Source organism: Streptomyces sp. NPDC008001 (assembly GCF_042958085.1).
Lineage (GTDB): Bacteria > Actinomycetota > Actinomycetes > Streptomycetales > Streptomycetaceae > Streptomyces.
This window is the reverse complement of the sequence record NZ_JBIBIZ010000008.1, coordinates 266,277-287,799: the sequence shown is the minus strand read 5'-3', so window position 1 is coordinate 287,799 and position 21,523 is coordinate 266,277. Positions and strand designations below refer to the sequence as shown.

At 74.5% G+C, this 21,523-nt stretch carries 20 protein-coding genes; 8 read left to right on the top strand and 12 right to left on the bottom strand.

Annotated features, from left to right (window positions below):
• Window positions 1-7: 7 nt before the first annotated feature.
• The 3 genes from murC to ACFZCD_RS22585 form a co-directional block, all read right to left on the bottom strand.
• Window positions 8-1,402, bottom strand: a complete 1,395-nt coding sequence (gene murC / locus ACFZCD_RS22595) for a UDP-N-acetylmuramate--L-alanine ligase (RefSeq protein WP_391833557.1) — start codon at window positions 1,400-1,402, stop codon at window positions 8-10.
• Window positions 1,403-1,496: 94 nt separating this feature from the next.
• Window positions 1,497-2,252: a response regulator gene (locus ACFZCD_RS22590; RefSeq protein WP_391833555.1), complete on the bottom strand. Its 756-nt coding sequence runs from the start codon at window positions 2,250-2,252 to the stop codon at window positions 1,497-1,499.
• Complete coding sequence (locus ACFZCD_RS22585) at window positions 2,249-3,715, bottom strand: histidine kinase (RefSeq protein WP_391833554.1); 1,467 nt, start codon at window positions 3,713-3,715, stop codon at window positions 2,249-2,251. The genes ACFZCD_RS22590 and ACFZCD_RS22585 overlap by 4 nt, the downstream gene beginning before the upstream one ends.
• Window positions 3,716-3,908: 193 nt before the next feature.
• On the opposite strand from ACFZCD_RS22585, the gene ACFZCD_RS22580 reads away from it, so the two are divergent.
• Both ACFZCD_RS22580 and ACFZCD_RS22575 read left to right on the top strand, forming a co-directional pair.
• Window positions 3,909-4,976 carry an FtsX-like permease family protein gene (locus ACFZCD_RS22580; protein ID WP_391833552.1) on the top strand — a complete coding sequence of 356 codons (1,068 nt, stop codon included), beginning with the start codon at window positions 3,909-3,911 and terminating at the stop codon, window positions 4,974-4,976.
• Entirely contained in the window at window positions 4,973-5,665 is a 693-nt protein-coding gene (locus ACFZCD_RS22575; protein ID WP_391833550.1) for an ABC transporter ATP-binding protein, read from the top strand. The genes ACFZCD_RS22580 and ACFZCD_RS22575 overlap by 4 nt, the downstream gene beginning before the upstream one ends.
• 103 nt (window positions 5,666-5,768) lie before the next feature.
• Here ACFZCD_RS22575 and ACFZCD_RS22570 read toward each other — a convergent pair whose 3' ends face one another.
• Complete coding sequence (locus ACFZCD_RS22570) at window positions 5,769-6,278, bottom strand: indole-3-glycerol phosphate synthase (RefSeq protein WP_391833548.1); 510 nt, start codon at window positions 6,276-6,278, stop codon at window positions 5,769-5,771.
• A gap of 157 nt (window positions 6,279-6,435) precedes the next feature.
• Window positions 6,436-7,248 (bottom strand): pyrimidine reductase family protein, encoded by an 813-nt coding sequence (locus ACFZCD_RS22565; RefSeq protein ID WP_391833546.1) that lies wholly within the window; start codon window positions 7,246-7,248, stop codon window positions 6,436-6,438.
• 149 nt (window positions 7,249-7,397) lie between these two features.
• On the opposite strand from ACFZCD_RS22565, the gene zapE reads away from it, so the two are divergent.
• The 3 genes from zapE (at window position 7,398) to ACFZCD_RS22550 (ending at window position 10,109) form a co-directional block, all read left to right on the top strand.
• On the top strand, window positions 7,398-8,468 hold the full coding sequence (gene zapE, locus ACFZCD_RS22560) for a cell division protein ZapE (RefSeq protein ID WP_391833997.1): 1,071 nt from the start codon (window positions 7,398-7,400) through the stop codon (window positions 8,466-8,468).
• A gap of 286 nt (window positions 8,469-8,754) precedes the next feature.
• Window positions 8,755-9,051 (top strand): hypothetical protein, encoded by a 297-nt coding sequence (locus ACFZCD_RS22555; RefSeq protein ID WP_391833544.1) that lies wholly within the window; start codon window positions 8,755-8,757, stop codon window positions 9,049-9,051.
• 158 nt (window positions 9,052-9,209) lie between these two features.
• Window positions 9,210-10,109 carry a polysaccharide deacetylase family protein gene (locus ACFZCD_RS22550; protein ID WP_391833542.1) on the top strand — a complete coding sequence of 300 codons (900 nt, stop codon included), beginning with the start codon at window positions 9,210-9,212 and terminating at the stop codon, window positions 10,107-10,109.
• A 28-nt stretch (window positions 10,110-10,137) separates the two neighbouring features.
• Here ACFZCD_RS22550 and ACFZCD_RS22545 read toward each other — a convergent pair whose 3' ends face one another.
• Genes ACFZCD_RS22545 through ACFZCD_RS22535 form a run of 3 tightly spaced genes read right to left on the bottom strand, consistent with a single transcriptional unit; the run spans window position 10,138 to window position 11,797 of the window.
• A complete protein-coding gene (locus ACFZCD_RS22545; RefSeq protein ID WP_391833540.1) occupies window positions 10,138-10,278 on the bottom strand; it encodes a hypothetical protein in 141 nt (46 codons plus the stop codon).
• A 14-nt stretch (window positions 10,279-10,292) separates the two neighbouring features.
• Window positions 10,293-10,961 carry an ABC transporter gene (locus ACFZCD_RS22540; protein WP_391833538.1) on the bottom strand — a complete coding sequence of 223 codons (669 nt, stop codon included), beginning with the start codon at window positions 10,959-10,961 and terminating at the stop codon, window positions 10,293-10,295.
• Window positions 10,958-11,797: an ATP-binding cassette domain-containing protein gene (locus ACFZCD_RS22535; protein ID WP_391833536.1), complete on the bottom strand. Its 840-nt coding sequence runs from the start codon at window positions 11,795-11,797 to the stop codon at window positions 10,958-10,960. The genes ACFZCD_RS22540 and ACFZCD_RS22535 overlap by 4 nt, the downstream gene beginning before the upstream one ends.
• 62 nt (window positions 11,798-11,859) lie before the next feature.
• On the opposite strand from ACFZCD_RS22535, the gene ACFZCD_RS22530 reads away from it, so the two are divergent.
• Complete coding sequence (locus tag ACFZCD_RS22530; RefSeq protein WP_391833995.1) at window positions 11,860-12,561, top strand: peptidyl-tRNA hydrolase; 702 nt, start codon at window positions 11,860-11,862, stop codon at window positions 12,559-12,561.
• A 67-nt stretch (window positions 12,562-12,628) separates the two neighbouring features.
• Window positions 12,629-13,915 (top strand): hypothetical protein, encoded by a 1,287-nt coding sequence (locus tag ACFZCD_RS22525; RefSeq protein WP_391833534.1) that lies wholly within the window; start codon window positions 12,629-12,631, stop codon window positions 13,913-13,915.
• Between the two features lie 33 nt (window positions 13,916-13,948).
• Here the strand turns inward: ACFZCD_RS22525 and ACFZCD_RS22520 are convergent, their stop codons facing one another.
• On the bottom strand, window positions 13,949-15,892 hold the full coding sequence (locus ACFZCD_RS22520) for a transglycosylase domain-containing protein (protein WP_391833993.1): 1,944 nt from the start codon (window positions 15,890-15,892) through the stop codon (window positions 13,949-13,951).
• A gap of 280 nt (window positions 15,893-16,172) precedes the next feature.
• Between ACFZCD_RS22520 and ACFZCD_RS22515 the strand changes: the two genes are divergently transcribed.
• Complete coding sequence (locus tag ACFZCD_RS22515; RefSeq protein WP_391833532.1) at window positions 16,173-16,574, top strand: BlaI/MecI/CopY family transcriptional regulator; 402 nt, start codon at window positions 16,173-16,175, stop codon at window positions 16,572-16,574.
• Window positions 16,575-16,889: 315 nt separating this feature from the next.
• Here the strand turns inward: ACFZCD_RS22515 and ACFZCD_RS22510 are convergent, their stop codons facing one another.
• The 3 genes from ACFZCD_RS22510 to ACFZCD_RS22500 are packed head-to-tail and all read right to left on the bottom strand — an operon-like array spanning window position 16,890 to window position 21,150.
• Window positions 16,890-18,752, bottom strand: coding sequence for a phospholipase C (locus tag ACFZCD_RS22510; protein ID WP_391833530.1), 1,863 nt, complete (start codon window positions 18,750-18,752; stop codon window positions 16,890-16,892).
• Window positions 18,753-18,757: 5 nt separating this feature from the next.
• Window positions 18,758-20,014 (bottom strand): Dyp-type peroxidase, encoded by a 1,257-nt coding sequence (locus ACFZCD_RS22505; RefSeq protein WP_391833528.1) that lies wholly within the window; start codon window positions 20,012-20,014, stop codon window positions 18,758-18,760.
• Entirely contained in the window at window positions 20,011-21,150 is a 1,140-nt protein-coding gene (locus tag ACFZCD_RS22500) for an imelysin family protein (protein ID WP_391833526.1), read from the bottom strand. The genes ACFZCD_RS22505 and ACFZCD_RS22500 overlap by 4 nt, the downstream gene beginning before the upstream one ends.
• Between the last annotated feature and the right edge of the window lie 373 nt (window positions 21,151-21,523).

The window sequence follows — 21,523 nt, the reverse complement described above, 5'->3', positions numbered from 1 at the left end:
CTCGGTGTCAGTTCTCCAGGCGGGCCAGGATCTTCGGACCGAGGTCCGTGACGTCACCCGCGCCCATGGTCAGAACGAGATCGCCGGGGCGGGCCATTCCCGCGATCACGTCCGGGACGGCGGCCATGGCGTGCTCGGCGCGCACATCGGCGCCGGCGGCCGTCGCGGCGTCGATGATGAGGGCGCTGGTGACGCCGGGGACCGGGTCCTCACGGGCCGGGTAGATGTCCAGGACCACGGAGGAGTCGGCGAGGGCGAGGGCCTGGCCCATCTCCGTGCCGAGCTCCTGGGTGCGGGAGAACAGGTGCGGCTGGAAGACGACCAGGAGCCGTGCACCGGCGGCGGCGCCGCGGATGGCCTCCAGGTCGGCCGTCATCTCGGTGGGGTGGTGGGCGTAGGAGTCGATGACCTGCACGCCGCGCGCCTCGCCCTTGAGCTGCAGACGGCGCTTGACGCCGGTGTACTTGCCGATCGCGGAGGCCAGGTTGTGCGCGGGGATGCCGAGGGCGATGCCGGCGGCGAGGGCGGCGACGGCGTTGTGCGCGTAGTGGCGGCCGGGGACGGAGACCGTGAAGGTCAGCATCTTGCCCTTGAGGAGGACGGTGACCTCGCTGGTCAGGCCGCGCGGGGTGACCTTCAGGACGCGGACGTCGGCGTCCTCGGCCTCGCCGTAGGTGACGACCTCGATGTCGTGACGGCCCGAGATGCGCTCGGTCAGCTCGCGGGCGCCCGACTGGTCCGCGGCGACGACCAGCGTGCCGCCCGGCCGGATCCGGCCGACGAACGTCTCGAACGACTCGTAGATCTCGTCCATCGACGCGTAGTTCGCGTGGTGGTCCAGCTCCACGTTGAGGATGATCGCGACCTCGGGCGCGTACTTGTGGAAGCTGCGGTCGCTCTCGTCCGCCTCCGCCACGAAGATCTCGCCGGCGCCGTGGCGGGCGTTGGAGCCCGGGGCGTCCAGGTCGCCGCCGATCGCGTACGACGGGTCCAGGCCCAGGGCGTCCAGGGCGACCGCCAGCATCGACGTCGTGGTCGTCTTGCCGTGGGTGCCGGCGACGGCGATCGGGCGCAGGCCGTCCATCAGACGGGCCAGAGCGTCCGAACGGTGCACGACGGGGATGCCGCGCTCGGCGGCCGCGGCCAGCTCGGGGTTGTCCGCGCGGATGGCGCTGGAGACGACCACGCAGCTCGCGTCCTCGGCGAGGTGCCCGGCGGCGTGCCCGATGTGGACCGTCGCGCCCAGGGCGCGCAGCGCCTCGGCGGTCGCGGACCCCTTCGCGTCGCTGCCCGCGACCTGTGCGCCGCGCTGCGCGAGGATCTTCGCGATGCCCGACATGCCGGCGCCGCCGATGCCGATGAAGTGCGGTCGGTCCATCGTCGTGGGGACGGCCGGTGCCATGTGCGGTGCTCCCTGTCGCAGCTTGCTGGATGTCAGGGACCGATTCTTGCACCCCGGGGTGACAGCCCCGTCCTCCCCCGTCGCACCGCCCGGATCAGACCGGGCGGATCAGCCCCGCCGCCAGGCCCGCCGCGATGGCCGCCGTACGGCTGTCGACGCCCAGCTTTCCGTAGATGTGCACGAGGTGGGTCTTGACCGTCGCCTCGCTGATGAAGAGACGGCGGGAGATCTGCTTGTTGGCCAGGCCCTCCGCCAGCAGGCCGAGGATCTCGGTCTCGCGCTGGGTGAGCGCCGGCCTGCCCCCGGCCCGCACGCGGCCGAGCAGCCGGGCGGCGACGGGCGGGGCGAGGACGGTCTCGCCGCGCGCCGCGGCCCGGACGGCGGCGGCGACCTCCTCGGGCGGGGCGTCCTTGAGGAGGTAACCGGTGGCCCCGGCCTCGACGGCGGCGAGGATGTCGGCGTCGGTGCTGTAGGTGGTGAGGATGAGAACGGCGGGCGGAGAGGGCAGCGCCGTGATGCGGCGGGTGGCCTCGACGCCGTGCATGCCGTCGCCCATCTGGAGGTCCATGAGGACGACGTCCGGGCGCGGCCCGCCGTCGAGCAGCCGCAGCGCCTCGGCACCGTCGCCGGCCTCGCCGACGGACTCCACGCCGGGCAGCTCGTCGACCATGGCGCGCAGGCCGCGGCGGACGACGGGGTGGTCGTCGACGATGAGGACCCGGATGCGGTCCGCGGGGGGCGTGTCGCTTGCCGGGTTCGCGGCGGTGGCCGGGCTCGCGTCGGCGGCCCCGCCTGTGCCGGTCGTCCCGCTCGCGTCGGCGGCCCCGTTCATGCCGCTCGTCGCGCTCATGCGGCGGCCCGGTTCGGGGTGGCGGCCTGCTTCGGGGTCGCGGCCCGGTCGGGAGCCGCGGTCGGCTCGGCACCGCCGGATGCGGCCGGTTCGGCATCGCCGGATGCCGCCGTCGCGGCCGGTCGCCGTCGCGGCGGGGAGGACGAGCCGGGTCCTGCCTCCGGCGGAACGCCTTCGCTTGCCGCTTCCCGGGGCCGGACCCCGCCGCTCACCGGGACCGCCGCCGCGATGGCTGTGCCCTCGCCCGGGGCCGACTCGACGGTGAGGGTGCCGCCGAGGGCGGCGATGCGTTCCCGCATACCGTGCAGGCCGAAGGTCCGGCGGCCGTCGGCGGGGCCGTCGCCGGGGGTGAAGCCGATGCCGTCGTCGTAGATGTCGAGGGTGACCTGCCCGTCGAGGAAGGCGAGGGTGACGGCGGCGTGGTCGGCGTGCGCGTGGCGGGCGACGTTGGCGAGCGCCTCCTGGGTGAGGCGCAGCAGGGCGACCTCGGTCTCCATGGGGAGGGCGCAGGGGTCGCCGTCGAGGCGGAAGGCGGCCCCGGGGACGGTGCGCGCGGTGACCCGGCGCAGGGCCTCGGGCAGGGGCGCGTCCTCCAGGGCGGGCGGGGTGAGGGCCTGGACGAAGCGGCGGGCCTCGGCGAGGTTGTCGGAGGCGGTCAGCCCGATCTCGCGGACGCGCTCGCGGGCGGCGTCCGGGGCCGCGGTCTCGGCGGCGCGGGCGAGCAGGACGATGCTGGACAGGCCCTGGGCGAGGGTGTCGTGGATCTCGCGGGCGAGCCGCTGGCGCTCGGCGAGCCGGCCGGCCTCGCGCTGGGCGGCGGCGAGCTCGTCGCGGGTCCGCAGCAGGTCGTCGATGAGCTGCTGGCGCTTGCGGCTCTCGCGGTAGAGCGCGGCGTAGCCGTAGCCGGTCAGGATGGCGACGGCGGCGCCGGCGACGGGGCCGATCACCTTGGCGGCGGTGAGCCCGCCGGGCGCGGCGGCCTGGGCGGCCACGACGGCTGCGGTGGCCGCGGCGATGGCGGGGTGCGCCCAGCGGACCGGGAGGGCGCTCAGGAAGAGGAAGAACAGCGGGAAGGCGACGTAGCTGAAGCCGCGGTCCATGGCGAGCAGCAGCAGCCACAGGGCGGTGATGGCGGCGAGCCAGAGGCCGGGGCGGGCGGTGCGGCGGATGACGCCGAGCCCGTAGGCGGCGGCGAGCGCGGCGGCGGGCAGCAGGACCGCCAGGGGCGCGGTACCGGCGGCGGCCGGGGCGGTGGCGACGGCGAGGAGCGCGTAGAAGGCGCCGTGGAGCGCGATGCGGACCAGCCGCAGGGAGGGCATGTCGGAGCCGGGCGGGGGCACGGCGACGCCGTCGCGGGCCACGGGCCTCTCACCCGGGGGGCGCGAGTCGTCCGGGGTGCGCGAGGGCCTCCCGCGCAGGGCGCGCCACGCAGCGGCGGGGGCGGAAGGGCTCGTTCGGCTCACCCCATCGAGCGTACGGGCCCGCACCCGGCGCCCCACCCGCCCCGACCCTCAACCGTTCGATTGATTTTCGGATGCACCGTACGGACGGCCCGCGGACCAGTCCTTGCCCTGATGGCGGCGGAGCCTTCGCGCGGGACGGTGGTGGGGTCCTGTTCGGAGCCCGGGAGGGTGCTTTCCAGACCCGGGAGGGTCCTTGTTCGTCGCACTGCGTGACATCCGCTTCGCCCGGGGGCGGTTCGCCCTGATGGGCGCGGTCGTCACCCTCATCACGACCCTCGTGGTCTTCCTCTACGGCCTGACCGACGGCCTGGCGCGCGAGGCGTCGTCCGCCGTGGCGGGCCTGCCGGCCGGCCGCATCGTCTTCGGGGCGCCCGCCGGCGCCGTGCCGGAGGTGTCGTTCTCGAACAGCTCGGTGGACGCCGGGCAGCGGCGGGCCTGGCAGGAGGCTGACGGCGTGGAGTCGGCCGAGCCGTTCGGCGTGGCGATGACGCGTCTGACGGCGGGCGGCAGGGCCTCGTCGGTGAGCGTGTTCGGCACGCCGGCCCGGCTGCGGCCCGCCCTCCTCTCCGGCTCCGCGCCGGACGGCGGCGGCGAGGTGGCGGTGAGCGAGCGCGTGGCGCGCGACGCCGGGCTGCGCACCGGTGACCGGATCACCCTGGGCACCGAGCAGCTGACCGTCTCGGGCATCACCGCGGACCGCAGCCACGGCCACGCACCGAGCGTGTGGACGACCGTCGCGGACTGGCGGCGGGTGAGCCACCAGGGTGCGCCGACCGCACTCGCCGTGGACGGCGGCGGGCACCCGGCCGGGGCCGCCGCGCGGACCACGAAGGCCGTCTCCGTCGGCGAGGCGCTGGACGGGATCGACGGCTACGCGGCGGAACACGGCACCCTGCGCATGATCCAGGGCTTCCTGTTCGTGGTGAGCGCCCTGGTCGTGGGGGCCTTCTTCACGGTGTGGACGGTGCAGCGCAGGACCGACGTCGCGGTGCTCAAGGCGGTCGGCGCGAGCAGCGCCTACCTGGTGCGGGACGCGCTCGGGCAAGCGGCAGTGGTGCTGGCCGCCGGGGCCGCGCTCGGCGCCGCGGCGGGCGCGGCCGGCGGGGCGCTGGCATCGGCGTCGGTGCCGTTCGAGCTGGGTGCGGCGACCGTGGCCGTACCCGTGGCCGCCATGGTGCTGCTGGGGCTGGCCGGCTCCGCCCTCGCCGTGCGCCGCATCACGTCCGTCGACCCGCTGACCGCCCTGGGAGCCTCCCGGTGAACACCACCCCTGCTACCGCCCCTGCTCTGTCGCTGAAATCCGTCACTCTCACCTATCCGGACGGCGACCGCCGGCTGACCGCCCTCGACGCGGTGTCCCTGGACGTGGCTCCCGGCGAGCTCGTCGCCGTCGCGGGGCCCTCCGGCTCGGGGAAGTCCAGCCTGCTGGCGGTGGCGGCCACGCTGCAGCGCCCCGACGCAGGGCGCGTGACGGTGGCCGGGCAGGACACCGCGCCGATGAGCGCCCGGGCCCGGACGGCGCTGCGCCGGGAGCGGATCGGCATCGTCTTCCAGCAGGCGAACCTGCTGCCGTCACTGACCGCCGAGGAGCAGCTGCTGGCGGTGGAGCACGTACGGGGCGGGAACGTGCGGGCCGCCCGGGCGCGGGCGGCGGAGCTGCTGGAGTCGGTGGGCCTGGACGCGGCGAAGCGGCGCCGCCGCCCGCACCAGCTGTCCGGTGGCGAGCGGCAGCGGGTGAACATCGCCCGCGCGCTGTCCGGCGGCCCCTCCGTCCTGCTGGTGGACGAGCCGACGTCGGCACTGGATCACGAGCGCGGCGAGCAGGTCGTGGAGCTGCTCGCCGAGGTGACCCGGGCGCACGGGACGGGCACGGTGCTGGTCACGCACGACCGGGCGCTGCTCGGCCGCGCGGACCGGGTGCTCACGATGGCCGACGGCCGCCTGTCCTGACCACGGCCTCACCCGCGTCCGGATCCGCGCCGGCGGCCGCACCCGCACCCGCCGCATCCCGCCCCGTCACGCCCGCGGCCGGACCCTTCGGGTCACTTCGGGGTCACTCCTGTTCTGCGTCTCCTACGTTCCCCAGGGCGTAGTCCTCTTCGTCGTTGTGGGCGTAGAGCTTGAGCACGGGAACGCCGACCTTGTGCCGGGCCCGGGAGGCCCAGTCGCGGTGGAAGAACTCCTCCACCAGGTGCGGCGCGGTCAGCACGATCACCTCGTCGGCGTGGGTCTGCTCCACCACGGACCGCAGCAGGTCCAGCGGGTGACCCTCGACGAGCTGGCCCACGGCCTCGCACCCCGCGTCCCTGAGGAGGCGGAGCGAGTGCTCCAGGGCGAGCGCCGCCGGGCGGAGGGCCTGCTCGCCCTCCGGCTCGTCGGCCTCGTGCACGGCCCGCTCCAGCTCGCCGAGCGCGACGTCGTCAATGGCGCGCAGCAGCCGGTCCTCGGCGCCTCTGGGCTGCATCAGCACCACGAAGGACATCTGGTCGTCGTGGAGGGTCGTGACGAAGTCGACGTCGGTGGCGGACAGCGGCTGCTCGATCATCAATACGCTCGTGAACACGGTGGGAGCCCTTCTCCTTCGTGGGCCACCGGCCCAACAGAAACCATCCTGCGCGTGCCCCCCTGGGCCCGCCTGTTCTGATCACGTGCCCCATCGGGCGCGTCCGACTCAATTCTGCCCACCGACGGCTAACCGGAACGGGGTATTCCGCCGATTGTCAGATCCTGTGGTACCTGCTGAACAGAAATCCTCCCTCTTCGAGGAGCGAGGCGAGGGCGAATCGTTCCGGCAGGGGCATGTCGGGGCCGTTCACGATCCGGGCCGCCGTGCCGCCCGCGACCAGCGGCGCGAGCGTCAGGCACAGCTCGTCGAGCACGCCCGCCGCCGCGAACTGCCCCAGCAGCCGGGGGCCGCCCTCGGTGAGCAGCCTGGTCAGACCGCGTCCGGCCAGCACCTCCGGCACCCGGGCGGGATCCACCCGGCGCCCCTCGCCGGCCGCGATCACCTCGGCCCCGGCCGCGCGGGCCTCGGCGAGCCGCTCCTCGGGAGCGTCCGCGCCCGTCAGCACGATGGTGGGCACCAGCGGCTCGGTGAACAAGGGCAGGGTGAAGTCCAGGTCGAGCGCCGCGCTCACGACGGCGATCACCGGCGCGGGACCCTGGCCGAGCGCCGCCCTGCGTGCTGCGAACGCCTCCCGGGCGCGCGCGGGCCGGTAGCCCTCCTGGCGTACGGTCTCCGCGCCCACGACGACGGCGTCCGCGAGGCCGCGCAGCGTGCCGAAGATGCGCATGTCGGTCTCGGAGGACAGCGGCTGCGAGCGCCCGTCGTGGTGGGCCGCGCCGTCGAGCGACGAGACCATGTTGGCGCGCAGCCACGGGCGGCCGCCGGCCGTGCCCTCCTCCGGGTAGGCGTAGGCCTCGGCGAGCTCCTCCAGGTCCCAGGTGCGGTCCTCCGGGGCGGGGGAAGTACCGGAAGGGGAAGAAGAGGACGAGGGGGAGAGGGGCGCGGGAACGGGGAACAGGCGTCGCATAGGCCGCAGTGTGACATGCCTCGCTCTTCCGGCGGCCGGCAGCGGCCGTCCAGCGGCTAGGCTGGAGTGCTGTGTCACCCACCACCGCCTCCGCTTCCGGCGCCGCAGCCGCTCAGGCCCCGTCGGCCCCGTCCGACGCCTCGGGCCCGATATCCGGCGCCGGTACCGGCTCCCCGATCGCGCTGACCTCCCGCGCCCCGCACGTACCGGCCGAGCGCCTGGTCGCCGAGATGGTGCCGCCGCCCCGCTTCGGCACGGCCCGCTTCGACAACTACATACCGGCGGCCGACCAGCCCAGCCAGGCCGAGGCCGTCCGGGTCCTCAGCGGCTTCGCGGCGGGCCTCGGCGGTGCGGACGCCACGGGCGGGGGCCGCAAGCGCTGGTTCCGGCGCGAGGCGAAGCCGGCCGCGGCGGCCGGCCCGCGCGGCGTCTACCTCGACGGCGGCTACGGCGTCGGCAAGACCCACCTGCTGGCCTCCCTGTGGCACGCCACCCCGGCCGCCCCGGAGCTGAAGGCGTTCGGCACCTTCGTGGAGCTGACCAACCTCGTCGGCGCCCTGGGCTTCCAGCAGACCGTCAAGACGCTGAGCGGCCACCGCCTGCTCTGCATCGACGAGTTCGAGCTCGACGACCCGGGCGACACCGTCCTCGTCTCCAGCCTGCTGGGCAAGCTGGTGGAGGCGGGCGTCGCCCTCGCCGCGACGTCCAACACGCTGCCGGGCAAGCTCGGCGAGGGCCGGTTCGCCGCGGCGGACTTCCTGCGCGAGATACAGGGGCTGTCGGCCCACTTCCGCCCCCTGCGCATCGACGGCGAGGACTACCGCCACCGCGGCCTGCCGGAGGCGCCCGCCCCGTTCGACGACGCCACCGTCACCCGTACGGCTGAAACCACCGAGGGCGCCTCGCTCGACGCCTTCCCCGCACTGCTGGAGCACCTCTCCAAGGTCCACCCCAGCCGCTACGGCGCGATGTGCGACTCCGTGCGCGCCGTGTGCCTGACGGGCGTGGAGCCGGTGCCGGACCAGTCCACGGCGCTGCGGCTGGTCGTCCTGGCCGACCGGCTGTACGACCGCGAGATACCGGTGCTGGCCTCCGGGCGGCCCTTCGACGAGCTGTTCAGCGCGGAGATGCTGGCCGGCGGCTACCGCAAGAAGTACTTCCGGGCGATCTCGCGGCTGACCGCGCTCGCGCGCGACGCCAAGCGGCTGATCGAGCCGTAACCCACGGTGTGCTGACGGTCCGGCACTGCCGGACCGCCCGTGACGGTTCCGCGGCCGTCGCGCCGGAGCAGGCTCCGGCGGAACGGGCAACCACCAGAAGCGGCACGGCCGGTCCGCCGTTCGCGCGCCGCGAGGCTACCGCCCTCCCCCCAACGCGCCCACGAGCCGCCGCGACGGGGGTGCCGCGGCACGGCCCGCGGAGGGAGGGTGTGTGCGGGCCCCGCGCCGGCAGGCACCGGCAGGCGCCGCCCGGGCCCTCCGCGACCGCCACCGTCAGGAGCAGACCATGGCCATCGTCGTCACCTTCGACGTCCCCGACGGGGGACGCGATCTCTACGAGACCGTCATCGAACGCGTCACGGGCGGGAAGGGCTTCACCCGCCTCTCCGACATCCCCTCCGCCGGCCTCATCGCCCACGTCGCCGGTCCCATGGAGGGCGGGGGGTGGCGGGTGACGGACGTCTGGGAATCGCCGGAGGCGCTGGAGGCCTGGGCCAAGACCCTCGGCCCCGTCCTCGCCGACCTCGGCTTCGCCGACATGCAGCCCTCCATCACCCCGGCGCACAACGTCGTCGTCGCCTGACGGCGGCGGGCGCGAGGGTGGGCGCGGAGCCTGCGGCATGGGGCGGGACGCCTGCGGCACGAGACCCCGAACCGGGGGGTGTGGGGTCTCGAACCGGGAGCACGGGGGGCCGGAGCCCGGGGCACTGGTGTGCGAAGCCCGAGGCATACAGTGCCGTGGTGATACCCGACTCCCGCCGCCGACCGGCCCGTCACGCCCTCGCGCCCGTGCTCGCCGCACTGCTCTGCCTGCCCCTCGCCGCGTGCGGCGGCGGCAGCTCCGGCGCGGCCGAGCGGCCCGGGTCCCCTCCGCCCGGGGCGGCTTCACCGGCCGGCGGCCGCTCCGGGACTCCGGATCCCTCCGTACGGCCGCTCTCCGCCCCCACGCTGCCGCCGGGCCCCGGCGGGACCACGCCCGTCTTCGCACACGGCAGGCGCGACGGCGCCAAGCGCGTCGCGCTCACCTTCGACGCCGACATGACGGCGGATCAGGACAAGCGCGCCGAGCGCGGGGAGCGCTTCGACAATCCGCAGCTGATCGCCACGCTGCGGCGGCTGAAGGCGCCCGCCACCGTCTTCATGACCGGCAAGTGGGCCGAGCAGTACCCGGACCAGGCCAGGTCCATCGGCGGCGACCCGCTCTTCGAGGTCGCCAACCACTCCTACACCCACCACGCCTTCGCCACGCCCTGCTACGGCCTCCCGGCCGTGGCGCACGGCTCCGCGCGCCAGGACGTCGAGCGGGCCTCCGCGGCGTTCAAGAAGGCCGGCGTGGAACGCACGGTGCCGTACTTCCGCTTCCCCGGCGGGTGTTACGACGACGCCGTCCTGCGCGACATCGCTCCCACCGGGGTGACGGCCGTGCAGTGGGACGTGATCAGCGGCGACGCCTTCGCCAAGAAGTCCGGGCCGGTCGCCGACCAGGTGCTCGCGCAGGTCAAGCCCGGCTCGGTGGTGGTCATGCACTGCACGCGCAGCGCGGCGCCGGCCACCGAGGAGGCGGTCCGGCGCATCGTGCCGGAGCTGCGGGCCCGGGGCTACGAACTCGTCCGGGTGTCGGACCTGATCGCCGCGCGCTGAACGGCGGGGGCCGGGCTCGCTCCGGTGGTCAGCCGGAGCAGGCGGTGCGCTGGGCCTCCTGCCACTCGCAGACGGGGCACAGCGTGATGCCGGGGTGGCCGGCGGGGTACTCGGTGGGCTTCGCGCACTGCACGCAGTCCGCGAACGCCCCGTCGTCACGGTTGTTCATGCGCCCATCCTCGCCTACGGCCGCCGGGCGGCGAGCCGGCAGGCCACCGCGACCGCCCCGGCCGCGAGGACGGCCGCCGCGGCGAACGGCAGCAGCGGGACACGGACGACGCCGGTGCGGGACCCGGTGACCAGCCCGGTCACGGCGGCGTTCGCGGGCGACGCCCCGGCGAACAGCACGACGAGCGCGCCGAGCACCGTCGACGGCACGGACCACGCGGTGCTGCGCAGCAGCGGCCGGTTGCACAGCGCCCCGACCGCCGTCCCCAGCAGCGCGCAGACCGCCGCGCACACCAGCCCCGCGGCGGTGGCGGCCCCCACGGGGACGACGGCGTGCCGGTCGGAGGTGTGCGGGTCGCCGACCGCCGCGACGGACGCGCTCCCGGCCAGGGCCAGCAGCAGCGACGCGCCCAGGGCGACGCCGACCGCGGCGAGGTGGACCCGCCGGGGCCCGGCGGCGGCAGCGGTGCAGTCCCGGGCGGCGGGCGGCTCGTTGGTCACGCAGATCCGGACCAGCCACGCGGCGACGGGCAGCAGCGTGGCCGCCGCCCACCCGGCGCAGTCCAGGACCGGCTGGCCGCTCTGCACCCCGACGGCCATGGAGCCGGCGTAGAGCAGCAGCGGGGGCAGCCAGCGGTGCGAGCGCAGGAGCAGGGCGGCCTGGTAGCGGAGCAGGGCGGTCACTGGGGCGGGGCCTCCGTTACGGAGCGGATGTGCCAGGAGGGCCGGGCGGTGAGGAGCGTGCGGAGGACGTCGTCCGCTTGCGGCCCGGCAACGGTCAGCCGGATCACGCCGTCACCGAGTGGCTCTGCCGTGCCGGGCAGGCCCGCGGGGAGCACGGCTCCCGGCGGTGGTTCGGCGTCGATGCGCATCGCGGGCGGCCGCGCCGGACGCGCGGTGTCCCCAAGCGCCGGACGGGCCGGGTGGTCGCGGCCGCCGAGTCTCAGCACCGCGTACGGCTCTCCCGCCAGCCGCCCCGGATCGTGGTCGACGAAGACCACCCGCACGCCGGCCGCCACCCGCTCCCGTACCGCCTCGTCCAGCAGCGCCCGCGACGCGCGGTCCAGGCCCGTCCACGCCTCGTCCAGGACGAGGAGCCCGGGCGAGCCCATGAGGCCCTGCGCGACGGCGACCTTCTGGCTGGTGCCCTTGGACAGCTCGGACAGCGGCGCGCCGGCGTAGGCGCCGGCGCCGAACCGCTCCAGCCAGTCCACCGCCCCGCGGGACGCCTCCGCGCGGCTCAGGCCGTGGATGCGGCCGAGCCGGGTGAGGTACGCGCCGGCCGTCATGGGCAGGGCGGCGGGGAAGCGTTCGGGCACGTAGGCCGTGCGCGGGCGCCCGGTGATCCGGCCGGCGCTGGGCGCGTCGATGCCGGCGAGCAGCCGCAGCAGCGTGGACTTGCCGCTGCCGTTGGTGCCTTCGACCCGCAGCAGCCGGCCCTCGGGAAGGTCGAGGTCGAGGTCGCGCAGTATCCACGGCCCGCCGATCCCGTAGCGGCGGCCCACCCCCGTGAGTCTCATCCGTTTACATTAAGGGGCTCCGCCGGGCGGCTGGCAGACTGGGGACCGTGACCAGCCCTGACATGATCAGCCCCGAGCCTCCCCAGTTCGTCCTCCCCCTCGTCGTACGGATCGAGAAGGACGCCCCGCCCGCGCGGACCGACGCCCTGGAGACCGCGGCGCGCGCCGTGCTGACGCTCCTGTCGGACGAGCGGTCCGGCACGCGGGACGACGGCGAGGACGGCGAGTGGGCGAAGGCCGTGCGGGGCTGGGAGGACGCCCGGATCCGCAAGGTGGTGCGCAGGGCGCGCGGCGCGGAGTGGCGCAAGGCGTCGGCGCTGCCGGGCATCACGGTGACCGGCGCGCGGGCGGAGGTGCGGGTCTTCCCGCCGGTGCCGCTGGACGGCTGGCCCAAGGAGCTGGTGAAGCTGCAGGTGTCGGGGACGGACCTGGACGACCCGGAGCCCCCGGCCGAGCCGGACCCCGCGCTGCCGGTGCTGTGGATGAGCCCGGAGCTGCAGATGTCGGCGGGCAAGGCGATGGCGCAGGCCGGGCACGGCGCCCAGCTGGCGTGGTGGGGGCTGGACGCGGCGGCGCGCGAGGCGTGGCGGGCGTCCGGTTTCGCGCTGTCGGTGCGGACGGCGGACCCGGCGCACTGGCCGGAACTGGCGGCGAGCGGGCTGCCGGTGGTGCGGGACGCGGGCTTCACGGAGATCGCGCCGGGCTCGTGCACGGTGGTCGCGGACCATCCCTTCCTGCGGTGCGGGAGCGTCCAGAGGGGCTGACGGGACTCACAGGGAGACCTGTGATACTGGCCGCAGAACATCTGTTTTGGCGCCAGGGGGTAAGAAGTTGTCGAAAAGGACCGCGCGCGGCGCGACGGCTCTCGTCACCGCGGGCGCCGTCGCCGCGCTCGCGATGGGCCTGACCGCCTGCGATTCCGACGAGAAGAAGGACGGCGGGAAGAGCTCCGCCGCGGCCTCCTCCCGGGGCACTGATCAGAGCCCGTCGGAGGACGAGGCGAAGGACGAGGGGAAGGACGGCGGCAAGAAGCCCGAGGAGAAGTGGGACGGCAAGGTCAGGGTCCTCGGGGACGGCTCGACGTCCTACACGGGCCCGCAGCCGAACCAGCCGAAGCCGGAGAAGCTGAAGCCGGGCGAGAAGCCGCCGCAGTTCGTGGTCTTCTCCTGGGACGGTGCCCTGGAGGGCGACGACCACATGTTCTCCCACTTCCGCGAGGTGGCCAAGGAGAACAACGCGAAGATGACGTTCTTCCTGACCAGCATGTACCTGCTGCCGAAGTCGAAGGCGTCCCTGTACAAGCCGCCGCAGCACAAGCCGGGCGACGCGGCGATATCCTTCGCGACCGATCCGCACATCAAGGACACCCTGGAGCAGCTGCGCGGCGCGTGGCTGGACGGCAACGAGATCGGCACGCACTTCAACGGCCACTTCTGCGGCCCGAAGGGCGGCGGCGACTGGAGCGTCGCCGAGTGGAAGAGCGAGATCGACCAGTCGTACTCGTTCGTCGAGAACTGGAAGACGAACACCGGCCTGAAGAACCTGCCGCCGCTGCCCTTCGACTTCAAGAAGGAGCTGGCGGGCGGCCGCGCCCCGTGCCTGGAGGGGCAGAAGAACATGCTGGCGGCGGCGCAGTCGTTCGGCTGGCGGTACGACGCGAGCTCGCCGGGTGACTTCCAGATCTGGCCGTCGAAGATCAACAACATGTGGAACTTCCCGCTCCAGCTGCTGCCGTACCCCAAGAGCGAGAAGCAGGTCCTCTCGATGGACTTCAACTTCCTCTACAACCAGTCCGGCGACAACACCAAGGGCGACCCGGCCAAGTACGAGGAGTGGCGGAAGCTGACCCGGGACGGCTACCTCAACGGGTTCGAGCGCGTGTACAACGGGAGCCGGGCGCCGATGTTCGTGGGCAACCACTTCGAGGACTGGAACGGCGGCATTTACATGAAGGCCGTGGAGGACGTCGTGAAGTCGGTGTGCAAGCGGGACGGCGTGCGCTGCGTGTCGTTCAAGCAGCTCAGCGACTGGCTGGACGCCCAGGACCCGAAGGTCCTGGCGAAGCTCCGCGGCCTGGACCCGGCGCAGTCCCCGGACTGGGCGACGATCGTCAAGTAGGCCGCGGGCCGGGGGCGCGCCCCCGGCCCCCCGTCACTTCTGCTTCACGGCCGCCATGTACTTCGTCCAGATGTCGATCGGGTACGTGCTGCCGGCCGCGTCCTTCGGGGCGCCGCCCAGGCCGTCCAGCGGGAGCAGCTCCTGCGTCTTGGGGTCGATGCGGGAGAGCGAGACGGCGGTCGAGACGGTGCCGCGGTAGCCGGCGAACCACGCCGACTTGTTGCCCTGCCCCGTGCCCGTCTTGCCGGCCACGTCGCCGCCTGCCGCCCTGGCCGTGGTCGCCGTCCCGCGCCGGACCGCGTCGCGCAGGGCGTCGTCCACGGCGGTCGCGACGGACTGCGGCAGGGTCCGCTCGGTCTTCGGCTTCTCCACGGGCACCTCGTTGCCGTTGCGGCTCAGCCGGTCGACGGAGTAGGGCTCGCTGTGCAGGCCCTTGGCGGCGAAGGTGCCGTAGGCGCCGGCCATGCGGATGGCGCTGGGGGTCGCGGTGCCCAGGGAGAAGGCGGGCAGCTTCGTGCCCAGGCTGCTCTCCAGCAGGCCCGTGTCGACGGCGGCCTTGCCCACCCGGTCCAGGCCCACGTCCATGCCCAGCTGCATCATCGGGGTGTTCACGGACTGCGCGACGGCCTCCTTCAGGGTCACCTTCCCCCAGGACTTGCCGCCGTCGTTCACCGCCTTGACGATCTTCCCGGAGCGGTCCCAGTACGGGCCCTCCGGGGTGCGCAGGCTCACCTTGTTGTCACCGTTGTAGACGGTGGCCGGGGAGACGGGCGTACGGGGCTTGCCGCGCTCCAGCTGCACGCCGTCGCGCAGGGCCGCCGCGTAGACGAACGGGGTGAAGGCGGTGCCCGCGGGGACGACGGAGGAGTTCGCGTCGTTGAAGCCCTGCTGGAGGTAGCCGGGGCCGCCGTAGAGGGCGACGATGCGGCCGTCGGTGGTGACCGACGCCGCGCCGATGCGCACGTCCTTGTCGGCGTCCCGCTTCTCGGGGTCGAGCCGGCCCTTCACCTCCTCCGCGGCCTTCGTCAGGGCCGCCATCGACGGCTTCTCGAAGGTCGTGCGGATCTGGTAGCCGCCCAGGTCGAAGTCCTTCTCGGTGACGGGGGTGTGGGCGCTCACGTACTGCCGCGCCGTCTCCACGAGGTAGCCCGTCTGCCCGGTCAGCCCGGCCGGCTTCGGCGGGGCCTTCGGCTCCGGGAAGGTGGTGTAGCGGGCCCGCTCCTCCTTGGACAGCTTGCCGATGGCGACCATCCGGTCGAGGATCCAGTTCCAGCGCTCGACCGCCCGCTCGTGGTTCTTCGGGCCCAGCGACGGGTCGTAGAGGCCCGCGCCCTTGAGCAGCGAGGCGAGGAAGGCGCCCTCGCTCGCGTTGAGCTGCGAGACGTCCTTGCCGTAGTAGGCGTGGGAGGCGCGCTGGATGCCGTAGGTGCCGCGCCCGAACCAGCTGGTGTTGAGGTAGCCCTCCAGGATCTCGTCCTTGCTCATCCTGTTGTCCAGCTTGATCGCGATGAACATCTCGGTGAGCTTGCGGGTGAAGGTCTGCTCCTGGTTGAGGTAGGCGTTCTTCACGTACTGCTGGGTGATCGTGGAGCCGCCCTGGGTGCTGCCGCCGGTGATCATCTTGGAGACGGCGCGGACCATGCCGCTCGGGGAGACGCCGCTGTCGGAGTAGAACGTCTCGTTCTCGGCGGCGAGGGCGGCCCAGCGGACCTGCTCGGGGACCTTGTCCAGGTCGGTGTCCTGGCGGTTCACCTCGCCGGTGCGGGCCATCTCCGTGCCGTCGGCCCAGTAGTAGACGTTGTCCTGCTGGGTGGCGAAGGCGTTCAGGTCGGCGGGTATGTCCGTACGCGCGTACATGATCGCCACGAGCGCGGCGACGGCGCCCACGACGGTGGTGCAGAGGCCGAGCACCTGGCGCCACGACGGTATCCAGCGCCGCCAGCCCTGGCGGCCGCGGCGGGGGTACACGGGGCGCAGCCGGCTCGGCCAGGTCAGCCGGTTCAGCCAGGCCGGCAGGCCCGGGCCGACGAGCCTGCGCTTCCGCGGGGCGGCGCGTCTACGGCGGGCAGGGCCGGAGGGCCGGCGGCCGGCCGGAGCGGAAGGTTTCCGGGCATGCGAGGCATGCGTCCCTTTTCGTCGTTCGAACACCGCTCGACCCTATGGGGTACGCCCCCATAGCGTAATGTTTTACTTCCTTGTAAAAGCATTAAAACTTGGGTCATACCCCGCGAAACAAGCAGAGGAACGCCGGAACGCCATGGAAACAGCCACACCGCCCGTCGTGGTGCTCCATCCCCGACGCCGCGCGAACGGGGCGCTGGAGGGCGAGGTCCTCGCCGCCCTGCAGCGGGCGGAGGGGCCGCTGACCCCGCGTGAGGTGCAGGCCCGGCTGTCCGGCGAGCTCACGTACAGCACGGTGGTGACGATCCTCTCCCGCCTGCTCGGCAAGGAGATCCTCACCCGGACCCCGCGCGGGCGCGCGTACGCGTACGCGCCGGTGACGGACGAGGCGGGCCTGGCCGCGCGCCGCATGTGCCGCATCCTCGACGGCGTCCCGGACCGCGAGGTGGTCCTGGCCCGCTTCGTGGCGGAGCTCCCGGTAACGGACGCAGTGCTCCTGAAAGCCCTCCTGACAGACGCCATCCCGGCGCCTCGGTAGCCCGGGGGCAGCTGCTCGCGGGGGCGGGAACCCGATGCGGCTGATGCCGGCGGCACCAAGACGGCCTCGGGCCGGCCCCGGCCCCTTGCCGCAGGCAAGGAAAATCCGCCGCAACGGCGAGAACTCACGATGGTGCATCCCGGCGGTGCCGAATCCGCCTCAGGCCGGCACGGCACCACCGGACACCGCCACGGTGGCTGATCACCGCAGCGGCGGACAGCTGACGCGGGCCGGCGAAAACAGGAGCCGGCCCGGCAGCAGGAGCCGGCCCCGGCTTCTCGCCGCAGACGGCACCCGCCCGGCAGGCCGACGCCGTCACTCGTCTCCGCGGCGGAAGGCGCGCCGCGCGCGGCGGTGGAGCAGTAGTGCCGTCGCTCCGGACAGGGCCGCCCCGCCCGCCGCCAAGGCGACGGGTTCCGGACCGGCCGGCAGTTCCTCCGGCGCGTCGCCGTCGATGATCTCCGTCGTCTCCGGCTCGACCGTCGGGATGTCCCCGACCGACCGCACGGAGCCGTCGTCGTTCAGCAGCACCCGCTTCCCGTTCGGGTGGGCGAAGTCGAACATGCCCAGCAGGGAGCCCGCGCGGGTGTCGAAGGACGAGCCGCCGACCGGGTCGGTGCCCCAGTTCCACTCGATGAACTTCAGGACGGACGTCTGCTCGGTCGGCGTGTGGTCGACCGCGTTGACCTTGCTGTAGGGGGAGATCACCAGCAGCGGCTGGCGCGGCCCGGGCCCGCAGCGCCCCTCGTACCCGCCCGCCGCGGCGGGCGCCGCCCGGCAGGCCGGCCCGTCCAGGGGCTTGCCGTGCGGGCCCTTGCCCGCCAGCCGGGAGCCGTTGCGCGGCGCGGCATAGGCGTGGTCGTACCAGCCGTCGGAGTCGTCGTAGGCGATGACGACGGCCGTGTCCTTCCACTGCGGCGCGTTCTGGATCTTGTTGATCCACTCCACGAGGAAGCGCTGCTCGTCGGCGGGCCCGGAGTAGCCGGCGTGGCCGTCCTGCGCGGCGGGGGCCTTGAGGAAGCTCACGGCGGGCAGCCGCCCCGCGCGCAGGGCGGCGTCGAAGTCGGTCAGGTCGTACTGGTGGTTCGCCCGCCCGGCGTGGCCGATCTCGGCGACGGAGCGCGGCGCGAGGTGGTGCGGGTTGGCCGTGGACCGGTAGTACTGGAACGGCTCGTGGTGCGGGCTGTAGTCGATGACCCGCGTGCCGCCGGCGTTGGCGTGCGTCCGGCCGGAGCAGCGCGCGTAGTGGCCGGGCTGCCCGTCCCAGGGGGTGCTGGGGCGGAAGCCGCCCTGGAACCAGCCCCAGGAGACGCCTTCCTCGGTGAGCACGTCCCCGATGGTGCGGCCGGTCATCTCGGCGAGCGGGCTGCGGCCCGTGCGGTCCTTGCCCGAGCAGTCGTCGTAGGCCGGCTCGGGGTCGGCGAGGAGCGTGCCGACGCCGGCGGCGTCCGGCGCGGCCACGACCCGCGGGTCCGGCTTCGCGGTCCGCTCCGGGTGCTCCGTGCCGGAGGCGGGGTCGGTCGAGACCACGCCGTGGGTCTGGCCGGAGACGAGGTTGATCGCGCCGGGGGTGGACGGGCCGTACGTGGTGCTGAACGAGTGGTCGTTCAGGGCGTAGTGCTGGGCGTAGTTCCAGAGGGCGGTGACGGTGTTCCCGTCGTAGTAGTCCATGACCAGGCCGGGCTCGCCGAACAGCTTGCCCGAGCACTTCCCGGAGTCGGTGTTCTGCACGTACTGGTCGGCTTTCCCGCCGTTGGCCGCGTACTGCTCCGGCCCGTAGGAATGGTTCTGGTCGCAGGTCATGACCTGCCGGGCGGACAGCCGGCGCGGCGGGTACTGGTTGGGGTTGCGGCGCAGCAGGCCGGCCGTGCGCAGGTTGTCGATCGTGGCGGGCGTGGAGCGGTCGGGCGTGAAGGGGGTGCCGTCGGTGTTCGCGGCGTGCGGGTAGGTGGCGAAGTAGTGGTCGAAGGAGACGTTCTCGTCGAAGACGACGACGAGGTGCTCGACCGGGGATTCGGTGTCGGTCCAGTCGCCGGTGAGTGGGACGGCGGCCGCGGGGGTGGTGAGCACGGTGACGGCGAAGGCGGCGGCGAGGACGGCGCTCCTGCGGATGCGGGCACGCGTACGTGCACGAGTACGGGGGCGGGTGCCGGGGCGGCTGCGGGGCGTGTGCTTCATGCGCTTCATGTGCTCCCTCCGGTTCGGGCCGGGTCGCCCAGCAGGGCGCGGCCGTACCAGTCGGTGCGGTCCCGTACGCCGGGCAGGGCGAAGAACCAGCCGCCGCCGAACGGGGTGACGTAGTCGGTCAGCGGCTCTCCGGCGAGCCGCTGCTGCACGGCCGTGAACTGGCGCACCGGGTCGCGCTGGTAGCAGCAGAAGAGCAGGCCCTGGTCGAGGGTGCCGTTGCTGTCGACGCCGCGGTCGTAGTTGGAGGAGCGGCGCAGCAGCCGGCTGTCCTCGCTGCCGGGGGTGCGCGGGTGGGCCAGGCGGATGTGGCTGTCCAGGGGGGTGACCTCGCCCTGGGGGTCGTGGGCGTAGCGGGGCGGGTCGCTCTCGCGGCCGCCGTCGAGGGGGGCGCCGGTGTCGCGGCTGCGGCCGATGACGCGCTCCTGCTCGGTGAGCGGGATGCGGTCCCAGAACTCGGTGAGCATGCGGATCAGCCGGACGACCTGGTAGCTGCCGCCCACGGCCCAGGGCGGTTCGCCGGAGTCCGCGCCGGTCCACACGAGGCGGTCCATGAGGCGGGCGTCGCGGGGGTCGGGGCCGGAGGTGCCGTCCTTGAAGCCGAAGAGGTTGCGGGGCGTGCCGGTGGGGCGGGGCGGAGGGGTGTGGCCGTTGATTCGCCAGCGGATCTGCAGGGCGCCGCGGGTGTGGCGGGTGAGGTCGCGCAGGGCGTGCAGCACGGTGTCGGGGCTGTCGGCGCACAGCTGGAGCGCGAGGTCGCCGTGGCACCAGGCCGGGTCGGGGTCGTCGTCGGGGAAGACGGGCATGGGGCGCAGCAGGCGCGGGGCGTGCCGGGTGAGCCCGTAGCGGTCGTCGAAGAGCGAGGCGCCGGCGGAGAGGATGACGCGGAGTCCGCCGCCGGCGGGGACCTCCGGGCCGAGGAGGCCGGAGTCGGGGGGCGGGGCGGTGATGCCGGTGGGGGGGGGGGTGCCGCCGGTGGTCAGGAAGCGGGCGCGGTCGGTGAGGGTGCGGAAGAGGTCGCGGAGTTCGCCGGGGCCGGAGGCGGTGACGTCGAAGGAGGTGAAGGCCGTGGCGCGGGCGGGCGGGGTGAGGATGGCTGCCTGGTGGGGGCCGTGGAAGGGGGGTGCGGATCCCCGGGGGCGGGGGCCGGGTCCGGGGCCGGGGGTGGTGGCCGGTGCGGCGGAGGGGGCGAGCGCGCCCGCCGCGCCCGCCGCCAGTGCGCCGCGGAGGAGGCCGCGGCGGGGGACGCGCCTCACGGCGTCCTCCGTACGTCGCAGAGCGCGGCGACGGAGGCGAGGCGCTCGGTGAGGTCGCCGACGGCGGCGTCGATGCGGGCCCGCTGCGGACGGCCGATGCGGGCCGGCGGCGTCCATCTGCCGTGGTGGGCGTGGGCGTCGAGGAGGCGGGCCGTGCGGTCGAGGCGGCGGTCGAGGGCCGGGAGGCCCGGGTAGCGGGTGCGCAGGAGGGGGCGGAGGCGGTCCAGGACGGCGCGGGTGGCGTCGAGGTGGGCGCGGGCGGTGGCCAGGCCGGAGCCGCTGCCGTAGTCGGTGCGGCCGGTCAGCTCGGCGCGCAGGGTGTCCTCCAGGATCTCGTGCGCGCGGCGGCCGAGGCCGGCCGGGTCCATGCGGGTGCCGGCCCAGGCGGCGCGCAGGGCGCGGACGTCCCGGGCGAGGCGGTCGGCGGCCGGGAGGAGGGTGGCGGGGCGCTCGTCGTGCCAGAGGCCGTGCTCGACGCGGTGGAAGCCGGTGAAGCGCGGGTCGTCCACGCCCCGGGGCAGGCCCGCGGTCGTCCGGTCGACGGCTTCGCCCTCGTCGCCGAAGGCGTCGTAGGCGGCGCCGAGGCGGGCGTAGGCGAGGTGGGCGGTGAGCCAGCGGGTGCGGGCGGCGGGGACGTCGCCCGCGCGGACGGCCGCGCGCAGGGCGTCCGTCGCCGGTACGAGCCGCGCGATGCGGGCGGCGACCCACCGCTGGTAGTCCAGCGCGGCCGGGATGAGGTCGTGCGCGGACAGGGGGACGGCGGCGGGGCCGGGGGCCGCGCGGCCGGGGATGCGGACGGCCGGTCCGGTGACGGGGTCGGCGTCGTCGCCGAAGCACACGAACGCGTACGTGCCGGAGCCGATGCGGGCGCTCATGGTCCGTACGGTGCCGGGGGCGATTCCTTCGGCCTCGCCGAACACGGCGCCGGTGCGGGGGTCGGTGAGCTGGACCTCGGACGCGGTGCCGGAGGTGTTGTGCAGGGTGAAGGTGTGCGTGCCGGGGCGGGGGTGGCGCCAGCCGTGGCCGCAGCGGCTGGGGGACGCGTCGACGCGGTCGCCGCCGGCGGGCGGCCGGGGGGCGGCCGCCCCGCATCCGGCGAGGGTGAACACGGCACCGCCGATCACTGCGGCGGTCACTGCGCGCCGCCGGCTCCGGCTCCGGCTCCGGCCACGACTCATCGACCGCCTCCTCCTTGACGCCTTGTCCGTGCCCCCGTGCTGGTTACGCGCGGCCTGCCACCCCGCCACCGCCCCGGCGGTGCCGGACCCACCGGCCCCGTACGGCACCGCCGGTCACCAGCGCTGTGGTAACGCGCCGTCGCGGCGGAGGGTGGTTGCCGCGGCGCGCAACGCACCACGACCGCCCCGGCGGCGCCAGACCCACCGAGCCGGTACGGCAACCACCGGACACCACCACCGTAGTGACGCCCCGTCGCGGCGGAGGGGTGGTCGCCGCGGCACGCAACCCACCACCACCGCCCCGGCAGTGCCGGACCCACCAGGCCCGTAC